14 protein-coding genes and 1 pseudogene are annotated in these 14959 nt (G+C 38.3%); 1 reads left to right on the top strand and 14 read right to left on the bottom strand.

The genetic code is table 11. The features are described 5' to 3' along the window. Nucleotides 1-38: 38 nt before the first annotated feature. From dnaB to V179_RS28675, 10 genes and pseudogenes are all read right to left on the bottom strand, one after another. Nucleotides 39-1403 (bottom strand): replicative DNA helicase, encoded by a 1365-nt coding sequence (gene dnaB, locus V179_RS0124465; protein ID WP_028393803.1) that lies wholly within the window; start codon nt 1401-1403, stop codon nt 39-41. Between the two features lie 294 nt (nt 1404-1697). Beyond that, the gene (gene rplI, locus V179_RS0124460; protein ID WP_028393802.1) at nt 1698-2147 is read right to left on the bottom strand and encodes a 50S ribosomal protein L9; all 450 of its coding nucleotides are present in this window, start codon (nt 2145-2147) and stop codon (nt 1698-1700) included. Continuing rightward, complete coding sequence (locus tag V179_RS0124455; RefSeq protein WP_028393801.1) at nt 2144-4117, bottom strand: DHH family phosphoesterase; 1974 nt, start codon at nt 4115-4117, stop codon at nt 2144-2146. The genes rplI and V179_RS0124455 overlap by 4 nt, the downstream gene beginning before the upstream one ends. A gap of 191 nt (nt 4118-4308) precedes the next feature. Next, nucleotides 4309-4932: pseudogene (locus tag V179_RS30325) on the bottom strand (DUF2232 domain-containing protein). An 851-nt stretch (nt 4933-5783) separates the two neighbouring features. Then, nucleotides 5784-6023, bottom strand: coding sequence for a 30S ribosomal protein S18 (gene rpsR, locus V179_RS0124440; protein WP_028393798.1), 240 nt, complete (start codon nt 6021-6023; stop codon nt 5784-5786). A gap of 46 nt (nt 6024-6069) precedes the next feature. After that, nucleotides 6070-6597: a single-stranded DNA-binding protein gene (ssb, locus tag V179_RS0124435; protein ID WP_028393797.1), complete on the bottom strand. Its 528-nt coding sequence runs from the start codon at nt 6595-6597 to the stop codon at nt 6070-6072. 43 nt (nt 6598-6640) lie between these two features. Beyond that, nucleotides 6641-6928: a 30S ribosomal protein S6 gene (rpsF, locus tag V179_RS0124430; RefSeq protein WP_028393796.1), complete on the bottom strand. Its 288-nt coding sequence runs from the start codon at nt 6926-6928 to the stop codon at nt 6641-6643. A gap of 261 nt (nt 6929-7189) precedes the next feature. After that, on the bottom strand, nt 7190-8290 hold the full coding sequence (gene ychF, locus V179_RS0124425; protein WP_028393795.1) for a redox-regulated ATPase YchF: 1101 nt from the start codon (nt 8288-8290) through the stop codon (nt 7190-7192). Nucleotides 8291-8785: 495 nt separating this feature from the next. Continuing rightward, complete coding sequence (locus V179_RS0124420) at nt 8786-8986, bottom strand: DUF951 domain-containing protein (protein ID WP_028393794.1); 201 nt, start codon at nt 8984-8986, stop codon at nt 8786-8788. Between the two features lie 33 nt (nt 8987-9019). Then, nucleotides 9020-9862 (bottom strand): mechanosensitive ion channel family protein, encoded by an 843-nt coding sequence (locus V179_RS28675; RefSeq protein WP_235179246.1) that lies wholly within the window; start codon nt 9860-9862, stop codon nt 9020-9022. A 302-nt stretch (nt 9863-10164) separates the two neighbouring features. On the opposite strand from V179_RS28675, the gene yyaC reads away from it, so the two are divergent. Next, nucleotides 10165-10782 carry a spore protease YyaC gene (gene yyaC, locus V179_RS0124410; protein WP_028393793.1) on the top strand — a complete coding sequence of 206 codons (618 nt, stop codon included), beginning with the start codon at nt 10165-10167 and terminating at the stop codon, nt 10780-10782. A 135-nt stretch (nt 10783-10917) separates the two neighbouring features. Here the strand turns inward: yyaC and V179_RS0124405 are convergent, their stop codons facing one another. The 4 genes from V179_RS0124405 to noc form a co-directional block, all read right to left on the bottom strand. Continuing rightward, on the bottom strand, nt 10918-11634 hold the full coding sequence (locus V179_RS0124405; protein WP_028393792.1) for a DUF554 domain-containing protein: 717 nt from the start codon (nt 11632-11634) through the stop codon (nt 10918-10920). Between the two features lie 298 nt (nt 11635-11932). Beyond that, complete coding sequence (locus tag V179_RS0124400; RefSeq protein WP_028393791.1) at nt 11933-12796, bottom strand: ParB/RepB/Spo0J family partition protein; 864 nt, start codon at nt 12794-12796, stop codon at nt 11933-11935. Further along, the gene (locus V179_RS0124395; protein WP_028393790.1) at nt 12789-13550 is read right to left on the bottom strand and encodes a ParA family protein; all 762 of its coding nucleotides are present in this window, start codon (nt 13548-13550) and stop codon (nt 12789-12791) included. The genes V179_RS0124400 and V179_RS0124395 overlap by 8 nt, the downstream gene beginning before the upstream one ends. A gap of 377 nt (nt 13551-13927) precedes the next feature. Then, nucleotides 13928-14785, bottom strand: coding sequence for a nucleoid occlusion protein (gene noc / locus V179_RS0124390; RefSeq protein ID WP_028393789.1), 858 nt, complete (start codon nt 14783-14785; stop codon nt 13928-13930). Nucleotides 14786-14959 lie beyond the last annotated feature (174 nt).

The following is a 14959-nucleotide window of genomic DNA, read 5'->3' as shown; positions in this document are numbered from 1 at the left end:
TAATATAAAGTACATAACCGCAATCTTATAAACCATCCCTATGCCCCTGGAGGCATGCCGGCATCATCAAAACGCCTTTCTAGATTTACGAACTTATTGTATTCCTTCACAAAAGCAAGAGAGACGGTCCCTACTGGACCATTACGCTGTTTAGCAATGATAATTTCAATGATATTTTTGTTTTCCGATTCTTTGTCATAATAGTCATCTCGGTATAGGAAAGCGACAATATCAGCATCCTGCTCAATACTTCCTGATTCCCGAATATCAGACATCATCGGTCGCTTGTCTTGGCGTTGTTCAACTCCACGTGAGAGCTGGGAAAGTGCAATAACTGGTACCTGAAGCTCACGAGCAAGTGACTTGAGGGAACGAGAAATTTCAGATACTTCTTGTTGACGGTTCTCACCTGAGCGACCATTTCCTTGAATTAATTGAAGATAATCAATCATGATCATCCCAAGGCCATTCTCTTGTTTAAGACGTCGGCACTTCGAGCGGATTTCACCAATCCGGACACCAGGTGTATCATCGATATAGATTCCAGCATTGGATAAGCTCCCCATCGCCATTGTCAGCTTACGCCAATCTTCATCTGTTAGTGCTCCTGTACGTAAATTCTGGGCATTGATATTTCCTTCGGCACAGAGCATACGCATTACGAGCTGTTCAGCACCCATCTCCAAACTGAAGATCGCAACATTTTCTTCTGTTTTCGTTGCTACATTCTGAGCGATATTCAAAGCAAATGCAGTCTTACCAACCGATGGACGAGCTGCAACAATAATTAAATCGTTACGCTGAAACCCAGCAGTCATCCGATCAAGCTCATCAAACCCTGTCGGAATACCTGTAACATCTCCTTTACGATTGGTCAGTTCTTCAATATTATCATATGCTCTGACAAGCACATCTTTAATGTTTTGGAAGGCACCTGAATTTTTTCTCTGAGCGACCTCCATAATACTCTTCTCAGCCTCGCCTAACAGACTTTCAACTTCATCTTCTCGGCTGTATCCTTCTTGAGCAATATTGGTTGCCGTACGAATTAATCTTCTCAATAATGATTTTTCTTCCACAATTTTCGCGTAGTATTCAACATTGGCTGCAGTAGGGACAGACGCTGCCAATTCACTTAAATAAGAAACGCCTCCGACCTCTTCTAAGATCTTTACAGCTGCTAGCTCTTCTGTAACTGTCACTAAATCGACAGCCTTTCCCATATCATTAAGCTTGAGCATGGCGTTAAATACTTTTTGATGTGAAGATCGATAAAAATCTTCAGGTATTAAAATCTCCGAAGAAACCGTTAATGACGAAGGCTCCAAAAATATGGCCCCCAAAACAGCCTGTTCCGCTTCGACATTTTGTGGCGGTATCCGATCTTGAAATGTCTCATTCATATTTTGGCCTCCTTTATACAAAGTTGCTTTACTTATTTATCCCACATTAACGGGCATTCCCCCTACCTTAAGGCTTCGAGGAATCAAAGAAGCAAAGATGGGTATAAGCCCGATCGGTCCAACTAACAATCAGCGGGTGATCACCCACTATTTGTAATACTTTATTTAAATAGTATAGATATCATACAATCAGAATAATTTCATCAAAAAAAGAAGATTGAACGTATAAGCCCGATCTCCTTTTTTATCTATACTCTATTTTATCAATTTTTTATCGATATGACAGTGCTAAAATTAGTTAATTTCTTTTACAGAAACCGTTAGTGTCGCCGTTACTTCATGGTGTAGCTTAACTGGAAGTTTCGTGTGGCCTAAAGAACGAATCCCTTCATTAAGATCCATTTTTCGTTTATCAATTTTGATGCCATGTTTCTTCTGAAGTTCTTCAGCAATTTGTTTGGTTGTAATTGAACCGAATAATCTGCCGCCATCTCCAGCTTTTGCGTGTAGCTCAACCGTTAGGTTTTCGATTTTTTCTTTCAATTCTCTTGCTTGCTGTAATTCTTCAGCTGCAAGTTGGTCTTCTTTATTTTTTTTCGCTTCTAGTGTTTTTGTATTTGCATTATTCGCTTCAACAGCTAATCCTTGTTTTAAAAGAAAGTTATGTGCATATCCATCCGCAACATTTTTAACTTCCCCTTTTTTCCCTTTTCCTTTTACGTCTTTTAAAAAGATAACTTTCATTGTTTTTTTCCTCCCTCTAAATATTCATCGATGGCTGCTTTTAATAATGATTCAGCTTCATCAATAGAACCTGCCACTTGAGCTGCCGCATTGGTTAAATGCCCTCCGCCTTCAATCATCTCCATAACGACTTGCACATTTACATCTCCTAGTGAACGAGCGCTAATACCAACCAAGTCATCTGAACGCATAGCAATGACAAAAGAGGCGACAACACCGTCCATTGTAAGCAATGTATCAGCAGTTTGCGCGATTATTACTTGGTTATGGATTTCATCAGGTTCACCAACTGCAATTGCAATACCTTCCTTATAAAAGGAGACAGCTTCAATCAGCTTCGATCGTTCAATATACGTATGAACGTCTTCTTTTAAAAACTTTTGAACGAGTACTGTGTCCGCTCCCTGAGTGCGTAAATAAGATGCTGCATCAAAGGTTCTCGATCCCGTCCTTAGTGTGAAACTCTTCGTATCGACGATAATGCCTGCAAGTAGAGAAGTTGCCTCTAACATATCCATCTTGCTTTTCTTCGGCTGATACTCAAGCAACTCAGTCACAAGCTCGGCCGTTGAAGACGCATACGGCTCCATGTAAACAAGTAAGGAATGAGAAATAAACTCATCACTGCGTCTATGATGGTCAATTACGACTACTTGATCCATTCTGTTTAACAATCGTTCATCAATAACCATCGACGGCTTGTGAGTATCAACTATGACTAGAAGTGTTTCATCCGTAATTATTTCAGAGGCATCTTCTGGTGTAATAAACCGGCCATATAAATCTGGCTTTGTTGCTTTAATTTCTTCTATTAATCGTCGAACGCTTTTATCTATATCTTGAAAATCAATTACGATATAGCCTTCACGGTCATTCGTCTGCGCAACCTTCAATATACCTATAGCTGATCCAATCGCATCCATATCAGGGCTCTTATGCCCCATCACAATGACCTTATCGCTATCGAGAACTATATCCTTCAATGCATGGGAGATAACCCTCGCCCGCACTCTAGTTCGTTTCTCCATTGGGTTCGTTTTGCCTCCATAGAACTTAACCTTTCCATTCGGCAATTTAATAGCAACTTGATCGCCACCTCGCCCTAATGCCAAATCAAGGCTTGATTGAGCAATTGACCCTAGCTCAGGTAACGAGGATACACTTGAACCAACACCGATGCTTAATGTTAGCGGTACATTATGTTTTGAAGTTGATTCGCGAATTTCATCCAGTATAGCAAATTTACCCTTTTCAAGCTGTTGCAAAATACTTTCATTAAAAATTCCAATAAAGCGATCTGAAGAAGTCCGTTTTAATAAAACTCCATTATCCTTTGCCCATTTATCAAGTAAGGAAGTAACCATACTGTTTAAACTGCTTTTGCGCTGATCGTCCATTCCTTGAGTTAAATCATCATAGTTATCAAGAAAAATTACTGCAATAGCTGTTCGTTCATTTTCATATAGTTTTTCAATTTCAATTTGTTCTGTAACATCAAAAAAGTACAGCAACCGCTCCTCAGGCTTATGCACAATCCTGAATTTACGGTTATTAAGAGTGATTGTTTCACTTTCCAATTCCTGCTTAATCAACGGAACAATTGCTTCTGCTACATCGTACAACGACCTGCCCGTTAAGGAATCTTCATCAAAGCAAGACGCTAAGTACGGATTCGTCCACTCAATATAATAATCATCGTTCATCAGCATGATGCCGATCGGCATTTCGAGTAATGCCTCTTCACCGACCTTTTTTAAACGATAGGATAGGGTTGAGATATACTCCTCAGTTTCACGCCGATTTCGCAATTCCACTTGCAGAACCAGCGCAAACAAACCAATGAAAAGTAAAAACCCTATAGAAGCGACCCACCAATTGTAATAAGCGAGGACACCTAATAACAGAATGGCTACCGAAAGCAATCCATATAAGCGGGATAGGATCTGGTACTTCTTTAAATATGATGGCATATTTTCAGCTCCTAAAAGGATCATACATTTTGCTCGTTTCAATTATTTTATGCACGTTATTTTTTTTTAGCGATATTTTGTCTTAAAGGAAAACCTAAATCGATAATACCCAAGAATCTAACGATAAATTGAAACAGTGGGCTCATGAATATAAGAATAATCATAATTATAGGTATGACCTTTAACCACCCTTATCTGACAAGAAAAAGACATGACAATCCTTGCATCAAGACAAAACATTGTAATATAAATAAAAGATTGGAGATAACAATAAATAAGAACTCACCTTGATTAGGATTGGTAGTCATCGCTACAATCATCGTAATTAAATAATACCATAAAATACTTTTTGGAAGTTGTAGATCTCTAAATAGTGGTCAATTCAATTGTTTTTCGCTAAATCGTTTTAAATACGGCTGAGCTACTAAAAGGATTAAAAAGGACATGATCAAAGAAGACTTCACAAACATAGATGGTATTAGTGTATCCAGTAAATCAATTGCTACATAAATGTTTTCTAAACTCTTATCGGTCGGGCTCTTTCCAAATGCAGCTAGTATTTCAATGGATTTGTCCAATGACGTTTTCAACATATCAATACTCTCGGTAATAACATTCATATTCAGGAACCAGACAGAAGATCCGAATATGACAATTAAACAAGCTAACATGACAATCACTGTACTAATGAATATCTTAATGGTTGAGTAATTTTTCCGCAATTGATAGCCAATTGTAATCCCTGACATCCCTGTTAATAACGCTACCGGTAGTGCCAAGACGGTCCCAAAGATCATAGTTAGTAAACATGCAATGATTAAGAACCCAAAAAGTCATACTTTGCTTAAGCGCTATTAAAATGAAAGGGATTGGTAAAATAAAAAATAGGATTGATCCAATGAAAGGAAGTTGAATCACCAAAAATAATAATATACTATACAGAGCAAGCAATACTCCGCCTTCTGCTACTTTTCCTCCGTCGTTCAACGCTTCACATCCTTTCAAAATTGACGAGGTTATCATATTCTAACTGCAATCCATATATCCTATTATTGTAGCTGTTTGTATCTTAATATTTCAAATTTCCCATCTGCTTCTTTTTCGTTTTTATAGTGAAACTTTAATCAGTGGGGTTTTCATCATCGCCACTGATTGTTATTCCCGTTCTAGTGTCGTAAGATTTTCGTTTTCACTTTGATCAATCGACAGTACGATCTAAGGTTCAATGAATCACAGACTAAGTACACCGCGCTCTGTGGCAATGTCTGTGTGACCCATATTCTGTGAGCAACGGAGACTCCATCCCATCCTGTGATAGTCCGACGAGCATAAGATGGAATACGGCGCGGCGTAGTTTGCCACAGAGTATTACAGCCTATGGCCTTAAGTAGGGGTAGGAGCCGCAACTAGATTAGGCTGTTATTCCCCCACCCACGCTTCTTTGATCCCCTAAAGCCTTGAGGTGATGGTTTTACTGCCCGTTAATGCAGGATAAAATTATATACAATAATGGGGTGAATAGCCTATGGTAGTGAAGTGTCGGGTTCTTGTAAATTTACTTGTTTGTGATAAACGTTTTAGGGATTATTGAGAGGACTTTTTAACATTCTATTTTCACTAACAAAAAACACATTAGAGAGAATCCCCAATGTGTTTTTAACTGTTATTATTCACCAGATACATATGGTAGTAATGCCATAGTACGTGAGCGTTTAATCGCAATTGTTAATTTGCGTTGGTATTTAGCACTTGTACCAGTTACACGACGTGGTAAAATTTTACCGCGTTCTGAGATGAATTTTTTAAGAAGATCCACATCTTTATAGTCGATGTGAGTGATTCCGTTTGCTGTAAAGTAACAAACCTTTTTACGCTTTCCGCGTCCTTTACGTCCACCCATTGCCATTGTTTTGTCCTCCTTATCGTTTTATTTTTTTTAAGCTGCCGATCGCTTAAAATGGTAGATCATCATCTGAAATGTCGATTGTTTTACCGTCATTTGCAAATGGGTCATCATCTACACGTGTATAGTTGTTATTGCTCCGTTGATTCTGATTTGGATTTTGTCCATACGAATTATTGTTATCATAGCCGTTATTATTGTTATAACTTCTTTGATTTCCGTAAGAACCGCCTTCATTTCTTTCACCCGCTGAACTGCTTCGTGGTTCAAGAAATTGAACGCTCTCAGCTTGAATCTCTGTCACATATACACGTTTGCCGTCTTGTCCTTCATAATTACGTGTTTGGACACGTCCATCCACGCCAGCTAAACTTCCTTTTTTCAAAAAGTTCGCCACATTTTCTGCCGGTTTTCGCCAAACTACACAGTTAATAAAGTCTGCTTCCCTTTCACCTTGCTGATTCGAAAAAGGTCGATTGACAGCTAACGTAAAAGTAGCAACAGGAACTCCATTTGGTGTGTAACGTAATTCAGGATCTTTTGTTAAGCGACCTACTAAAACTACGCGATTCATCATCAGAATCAACCCCTGTCAGATGGGAATTTATATTTATTTCAAATTAAGCTTCGATTTTAGTTACCATGTGGCGAATAATATCTTCGCTGATTTTAGCTAAACGATCAAATTCTTGAATCGCAGCTGCTTCACCATTGATTTTAAGAAGCATGTAGTAACCGTCACGGAAATCATTGATTTCGTAAGCTAGGCGGCGTTTACCCCACTCTTTTGCTTCTGTCATTTCCGCACCATTATCAGTAAGGATTGTGTTGAAACGTTCAACTAGTGCTTTCTTAGCGTCTTCCTCAATGTTTGGACGGATGATGTACATAATTTCGTACTTTCTCATCTCTGTCACCTCCTTTTGGTCTAAGCGGCCCTTTTCGGGCAAGGAGCAATTATATAATTACTCACAAGATGAAATTATAGCACAGATGTTCATTATTTGCAATGAATCTATGTAGATAAATGAATCAACAAAAAGGAGTGTCCCAAAAGCAAAGGATAGGACCTCGCAACAGCTAAATACAGTATAAGTTAAGTATACGCTACACAACTTACTGATTTAGAATACGGAGTCAAACCCTATTGAGACACCCTACATACCTTCTTATACGTTAAAACGGAAATGAATAACATCGCCGTCATTTACGATATATTCTTTTCCTTCAAGTCGAACTCTTCCTGCTTCTTTAGCTGCTGAATGACTTCCAGCTGCCAACAAATCTTCATAAGAAACCGTTTCTGCGCGGATAAAGCCACGTTCAAAGTCTGTATGAATAACACCCGCACATTGTGGTGCTTTCATCCCTTTACGGAACGTCCATGCACGAACTTCTTGTACACCCGCTGTAAAATACGTTGCAAGTCCAAGTAAATGGTATGAAGCACGTATTAATTGGTCAAGACCAGACTCTTCAATGCCAAGTTCAGATAAGAACATTTCCTTTTCCTCTCCATCAAGTTCGGAAATTTCTTCTTCTATCTTTGCACAAATGACAATAACCTCTGCGTTTTCTTTCTCAGCATATTCGCGCACTTGTTTGACATACTCATTATCATCTGCGTTTGCAACTTCATCTTCGCTTACATTTGCAACATATAACGTCGGTTTCGCTGTCAGTAGGTGCATGCCTTTCACGACTTTTAACTGTTCATCAGAAAATTCTACTGTACGAGCAGGCTTCTCTGCTTCTAAAGCTTCCTTCAAAGCAACTAGAATTTCATGCTCAAACATGGCATCTTTGTCTTTTTGCTTCGCCATTTTACCAACGCGTTCAATGCGCTTATCAACTGATTCCAAATCGGCAAGAATCAATTCAAGATTAATTACTTCAATATCATCGATTGGATTTACTTTCCCTGAAACATGCGTAATATTATCATCTGCAAAGCAGCGTACAACTTGGCAAATTGCATCTACTTGACGAATATGTGATAAGAACTTATTTCCTAGTCCTTCACCTTTACTAGCACCCTTTACAATCCCAGCAATATCTGTGAATTCAAATGCTGTCGGTACTGTTTTTTTGGGTTGTACCAATTCAGTTAATTTTTGTAGACGATGATCCGGCACTTCTACGATGCCTACGTTCGGGTCAATCGTACAAAATGGGTAGTTGGCCGATTCTGCACCAGCTTGAGTTATTGCGTTGAACAATGTAGACTTACCAACATTCGGCAAACCAACAATACCTGCCGTTAAAGCCATATTTTCTTCCACTCCTCTAATAAATTACCTTTTATCCAGGTTTAACAGGCTGTAATCTCCCGCTTCAATTTTCATGGCAAATAAAGAAAAAAATAGGTGGGGAATAAAACAGCCTGTGATCTCCGATTAGTGAGATACAGTGAAACTTACCGATGCATAAGCAGAGGTAAAGTTTGCGCCCACAGGATGTGGGTCACACAGACATTGCCGCAGGACGCGGAGCCTAAGTCTGTGATTCATTGAATCAGGTTCATAGTGTCACTGTATCGAAACTTTAGCTTCCGATTTAGCGGCACTAGAACAGGACTAGCCATCAGCGGGATAAAAAGCCATGATGGGAATTTCACTTTATTTCAAAAATATACTATATTTACAGTCGTATAGTTAAACCTTTCACAATTATAGATAGTGGACATGAAAAAGACAAGGAAATAAAGCAATCCTTTCCCATGTATCATGAAGTCACTTCGACATCGCATTATCGTAAGTAAGTTCTTACTCTTCCTCGTGCTTCTTTAATATTTTCTTCATTTTACGGCTAAATTCACGTCTTGGTAAAATGACACTATGACCGCATCCTTCACATTTAATGCGGATATCCATTCCCAAACGTATGATTTTCCAACTATTCACTCCGCATGGATGGGGCTTTTTCATTTCAACTATATCATTTAGGCCAAACACTTTCTCTTCCACTTTTCTTCCCCCTTTACTATAACAATTTATACATTACGCTTCTTCTTGGACTGTGGCTTTTAGATAGTTTTCATCGATGCAGTTCTTTAATTCTTTTCGCAAAACCCTGCCTATATAGTAGTTCCGCGTTGGGATGGTTTCTGCTGTAATTCTCAGAACTACATCACTCGGGTTGAGCGACTGAATACCTAACACTTGCGGTGTCTTCACGATATCCTCATATTTTGCCGGCAATGATTCAAGCATATGAGAAATCGTTCTTTCTGCACGCTCGATATCCCCGTCATAAGGAAGTGTAAGATCAACAACAGTGACGCTATTCAGAATGGAAAAATTAGTAACCTCTAGAATACTTCCATTTGGAATCACAAACAGTTGTCCAATTGAGCTCTTAATCTTAGTCGTCCTTAATCCAATTTCCACTACTTCCCCTTCATAGTCTTTAATCTTTATTTGGTCGCCCACCGAAAACTGGTCTTCAAATATAATAAAAAAGCCCATAATTACATCTTTCACCAAGCTTTGTGCACCGAAACCAATAGCTAACCCGATTATTCCTGCTCCAGCTAATAGTGCTTTCACTTCAATATGCACAGCTTCCAAGATCATGATGATGGTAATAAAATTAACGGTATATGTAAGAACATTCTTTAATAATCTTAATAAAGTAGCATCTCTGCGTTCCGATACCCGCAAAGGGCTTTTCTCACGCATCAGGAAAAATTTAGAGATGATTTTTTTTCCTAGCACAATAACAATACGAGATAAAATAAAAACAATTAAAATTTGCAATAAGCTCTCACCAATACCGATCCAGGTCTCTTCTGCAGAAAACTTAACAATGAATCTTTCTAACATCTTACTTGAAATAGGCAAACAGATCACCAACCAGTATATTTTTTTAATTACATTGTCCCAACTAATCATCTTAATCTCTCAGATAAAGTGAAACTTCAATCAGTGGGAATTTTACAACCCGTTAATGCGGGGTAGAAATCCTTAGGTGTCACAGAATGAATAACGAAACATTGTAATTGAATGTAACCAATGATGGTATTATACCATTTTCAAGAAGTCTCCAAACTATAATCCTTTTTAAAATTTCTTTCCCCACCTTCACGTATACCATTTCCTTTTTTTCCGTATACTGTTAGTACTAAGACAGAGGAGTGGAGTCGATGAACCTGAAATCTAGTTTATTTGACACTAAAAATAGGATTTTGCACGATGAAATAGATGCACCACGGAGAATCTCACAGGAATTAATATCGTTGCTTCCTGCAAACGGGCAGACTATCGTTATCGTGTGCATTGGAACAGATCGATCCACAGGAGATTCTCTCGGTCCACTAGTCGGAACTTTATTATTAGAGAAAACAAGCCCCTCTCCATTCTTTGTTTACGGAACGCTTGAAGAACCTATACATGCGATGAACTTAACAGAACAGCTTGCAATCATTAAGACAAAACACGATAATCCATTCATCATAGGAATCGATGCTTGCCTTGGTCGATCGAAAAGTATTGGAATTGTGCAAGTAGGTGAAGGCCCCGTTAAACCGGGAGCCGGGGTGAATAAAGATCTTCCAGCTGTAGGAGATGCCCATATTACTGGGATTGTTAATGTGAGCGGATTTATGGAATTTATGGTTTTGCAAAATACTCGCTTGAGTCTTGTTCTAAAAATGGCTAAGACAATTGCCAATGGCATTTACTTTGCCAGCTTCCATTTTGCAGCTAAACAAACAACAATCCCTCATTTTAACTTCGTGTTAGACCAAGAGAAAAGTGTGTAATGGGAGGGAAGCATTTATTCCCTTCTTTTTAAGAAATAGACATGTTAATCACCATGGTTATTAAAATGATTGTTCATTTACTTGTGTAGCACGGCAGTTTCACATTCCATATAACTAAGCGTAAAAACGTTGCTTTCATAAAGATATTTCAAAATAGTAAAAAACGAATGTAAGGATAGCTACAACCAATATGCCAGGTAAAAGGTTTGCGACTCGAATTTTTGTAACTCCCATTATATTTAAACCAATAGCGAAAATCATTACCCCTCCTGCTGCCGTCATTTCTGAAATAAAAGAATCCAAATAAGCAGCTGGAACCCATTTATCTATTTGCGTTGCAAAAAGAGCAATAATTCCTTGATAGAGCATGACAGGAATACTTGAGAAAATAACACCAATGCCAAGCGTGCTTGCTAGAATAATAGCTGTGAAACCATCAATAATTGCTTTTGTATATAACACATCATGATCATGTCTAATTCCACTATCCAGTGCACCGATAACTGCCATAGCCCCGATTAGGAAAATGAGTGTTGCGGTCACAAAACCTTGCGAAATGGAATCTCCCTCCTTTGGCCCTCCTAACTTTCTTTCTAGCCAATTTCCTAACGCATTTAACTTAGCATCTAAGTCAATCCACTCACCGAGCACAGCACCTAGGACTATACTCAATATAACAATGAGGAATTGCTGACTTTTAAAGCCCATTTGAAGTCCAAGAACCACAACAGCAAGACCTATCCCGCTCATTACTGTCTGTTTCATACTCTCAGGAATGTTTTTAAGAAACCTGCCCAGTAATGTGCCTACAATAATACATAAACCGTTAACTAATGTCCCTAACAACACCAACGCGCTCACCTTTATCTATAGATATTATGTAAAGAAGAAATCGACACCTGTCTTGGCTACAAAAACTGAATAAGTAGACAAAGACCCCAGAACTAAGAAGTCCAACTAAATTCGCTGCTTCCTGTCGATGCAAAAAAAATAGGAATCTAGGCAGTCCTTAAAGGATGTCCCATTTTCCATAATGAGTTGACTTATCAATCGAGCATGACAGGTGTACGATACATATAAAAATCTCATAACATTATTCACTTATCACTTAATAAAGAAGAGTGAATTACTTAAACCCTCCTCTTTATACTTATGAAGACAAATCTTCTTGTTGAATCAATTCCAAAATCCGTTCCAGGTCTTCACGAGAATAAAATTCAATTTCAATTTTACCTTTTTTCTTACTTTGTTTTATCGTTACCGAAGTTCCAAATCGCTCGCGTAAAACTGATTCGCGTTCTTTGATAAAAACGTCTTTTTTTGTTGGCTCTTTTTTACTTGCAGTTTCACGTGGAACATCTTGATTATAATCTTGAATGTATTGTTCTAATTGCCGAACATTCATCCCATCCTTAAGTACTTTATCAACCACAAATTGTAGTGCATCCTTATTCTTCAATGAAAGCAATGCCCGACCATGTCCCATAGATATTTCCCCTTCAGAAATATAGGTTTGAATCTCTGTTGGTAACGATAGCAGCCTAATATGATTTGCAACATGAGGACGACTTTTTCCTAAGCGCCTCGCCAATTGTTCCTGAGTAACACCTTGTCTTTCTAAAAGTTTCTGATAGGCTGAAGCTTCTTCAATTGGGTTTAAATCTTCACGTTGAAGATTTTCTAAAATAGCCAACTCCATCATTTGGTTTTCATCAAGTGTTCTAACAACGACAGGGACGGTCTTCAACCCGGCTTCCTTCGCAGCTCGAAAACGTCTTTCACCAACAACAATCTCATAGCCCTTAATACTTTTTCTAGCGATTATCGGTTGAAGAATTCCATGTAGTTCAATTGATTGTCTTAACTCTGCAAGTGTCTCTTTTCGGAATACTTTCCGCGGCTGATAAGGATTCGGGCGTAGTTCCTTGATATTTACTTCAATAACCGCATCCTCTTTTCCCGCTTCAAGATTTGTAAATAGGGCATTGATCCCTTTTCCAAGTCCCTTAGCCATTTGCTATCACTTCCTTCGCGAGGTCTAAATAAACCTCTGCTCCTTTTGATTTAGGATCATAGATAATAATAGGTTCTCCGTGGCTCGGTGCTTCACTTAATCTAACATTTCTAGGAATAATTGTTTGGTATACTTTATCCTGAAAGTATTTTTTTACTTCCTCAATTACTTGCAAGCCTAAGTTTGTCCGGGCATCGAGCATAGTGAGCAGCACCCCTTCAATTTTCAAGGACTGATTCAAGTGCTTTTGAACGAGGCGAATGGTGTTCAACAACTGACTGAGTCCTTCTAAGGCATAATATTCACATTGTACAGGAATCAATACTGCATCAGCTGCAGTTAATGAGTTTAACGTAAGCAAGCCTAAAGATGGTGGACAGTCAATAATAACATAATCATATAGATGTTCGACTTCCTCAAGTGCCCTTTTCAAACGGACTTCTCTCGAAATAGTCGGCACCAACTCTATTTCTGCGCCTGCAAGTTGAATCGTAGCTGGAATCGTGTACAGATTCTCAACCTTTGTCTCTTTAATCACCACGTTCGCACAGACATCATCGACCAGTACATCATATATACACTGTTCGACATCCGACTTATCAATCCCCACTCCACTCGTGGCATTGCCTTGAGGATCAATATCTACTATTAGTACTTTTTTTCCAATGTATGCTAAACAAGCGCCTAGATTTACTGAGGTTGTCGTTTTGCCAACCCCGCCCTTTTGATTGGCAATCGCAAGAACCTTTCCCATGATGTCACCTACTTTCGAAACAATTTCTTCTTACATCTATCATTTATATACCTATTTCATTTTCGAATTCAAAAATTTCTGACTCTAATCTTCAGATTACTAAAAAAGCAATCTATTAATCTTTTCTATTTTATCATGAATAGAGTACCTTTTAATTATTTTCTCAAAATCAAACAAAAAAAAGAATATTTTAGATAGCCTTTGAAAGTATTAATATTGAATGTTCAGCTATAGCAAAAGGAGGCTGTCCTATAACGAAAGGGTCATAAGCCCACATCTATTATATACCGATTATATGACGTCTAAATGACACTATAAACGGTGTATAAAGTGTGAGATCGGACCCTTCCTAAGACAACCTCAATAATTCTATAAGATTATGATTTCTTCTTTGGAATTTTTATCGTAAATTGATAATATTCCTCAAATTCCTCTTCCTCCGAATCAAGATTTATTCCATTATCGGTTACCATTGTAAGAGATTGTCTAATTGTGTTGAGAGCAATTCGCATATCTTTACTGAAAGCCTTTCGCTTCGGTTTCGGTTTATTATCTATGCTGCTGAGCAATTTCACAACTCGCTCTTCCGTTTGCTTCACATTCCAATTCTTCTCAATAATTTCTGCAAGAAGTTTTACTTGTTTCTCTGGATCTTTCAAAGGAATTAATGAGCGAGCATGGCGTTCGGTAATCTGTTTTTGTAAAATGGCATCTTGCACTTCTTGGGGCAACTTCAATAACCTTAACTTATTCGCCACCGTTGATTGACCAATCCCTAGCCTTTGCGCAAGTGCTTCCTGTGTAAGTTGATGTAGTTCCAATAACTTACCATAAGCGAGAGCTTCTTCAATTGGCGTAAGCTCTTCCCTTTGTAAATTCTCTATAAGTGCTACTGATGCCGTTTCTGTATCATTGAAGTCCTTAACAATTGCCGGTGCCGACTCCCAACCGAGTTTTTGCATAGCCCTAAATCTACGTTCACCTGCAATAATTTCAAACTTACCTTGTTCATATTCCCTGACAACAATCGGTTGAATGATACCATGTGTGTGAATAGTCTGAGCCAATTCCGCAATCTTATTTTCATTAAATACCGTTCTTGGTTGGTACCGGTTTGCTACTATATCAGAAATGGCTATTTGTTTTATTTCTTCATTTTTACTAGGTGTCTCCATATCTACTTGCTCTTCTTCTTTTTCGCCTAACCCAAAGAACCGCGAAAAAGGATGCTTCATTTCCCTACACCACCTTTAAAAAGCTCCCATTTATCATATTCTCTATAAAAATGACAAGTCCTTCTAATATCCATACATATTTACTCGAAAAATACAAGAGGATGTCTCTTATCAAAAGACTCAAACCTCACAATTACAATATATCATTCAAAATATTATTCCTCAAAAATCGTG

The sequence above is a fragment of the Bacillus cihuensis genome (genome assembly GCF_000504145.1).
Lineage (GTDB): Bacteria > Bacillota > Bacilli > Bacillales > DSM-1321 > Peribacillus > Peribacillus huizhouensis.
Note: the sequence above shows the minus strand (reverse complement) of the source record. Positions and strands in the feature narration are given on the sequence as shown.

Excerpts from the sequence above, each read along its gene's own strand:
- dnaB (WP_028393803.1), bottom strand. The coding sequence starts at position 1,403 with ATGAATGAGACATTTCAAGATCGGATACCGCCACAAAATGTCGAAGCG.
- rplI (WP_028393802.1), bottom strand. The coding sequence starts at position 2,147 with ATGAAAGTTATCTTTTTAAAAGACGTAAAAGGAAAAGGGAAAAAAGGG.
- V179_RS0124455 (WP_028393801.1), bottom strand. The coding sequence starts at position 4,117 with ATGCCATCATATTTAAAGAAGTACCAGATCCTATCCCGCTTATATGGA.
- rpsR (WP_028393798.1), bottom strand. The coding sequence starts at position 6,023 with ATGGCAATGGGTGGACGTAAAGGACGCGGAAAGCGTAAAAAGGTTTGT.
- ssb (WP_028393797.1), bottom strand. The coding sequence starts at position 6,597 with ATGATGAATCGCGTAGTTTTAGTAGGTCGCTTAACAAAAGATCCTGAA.
- rpsF (WP_028393796.1), bottom strand. The coding sequence starts at position 6,928 with ATGAGAAAGTACGAAATTATGTACATCATCCGTCCAAACATTGAGGAA.
- ychF (WP_028393795.1), bottom strand. The coding sequence starts at position 8,290 with ATGGCTTTAACGGCAGGTATTGTTGGTTTGCCGAATGTTGGTAAGTCT.
- yyaC (WP_028393793.1), top strand. The coding sequence starts at position 10,165 with ATGAACCTGAAATCTAGTTTATTTGACACTAAAAATAGGATTTTGCAC.
- V179_RS0124400 (WP_028393791.1), bottom strand. The coding sequence starts at position 12,796 with ATGGCTAAGGGACTTGGAAAAGGGATCAATGCCCTATTTACAAATCTT.
- V179_RS0124395 (WP_028393790.1), bottom strand. The coding sequence starts at position 13,550 with ATGGGAAAGGTTCTTGCGATTGCCAATCAAAAGGGCGGGGTTGGCAAA.
- noc (WP_028393789.1), bottom strand. The coding sequence starts at position 14,785 with ATGAAGCATCCTTTTTCGCGGTTCTTTGGGTTAGGCGAAAAAGAAGAA.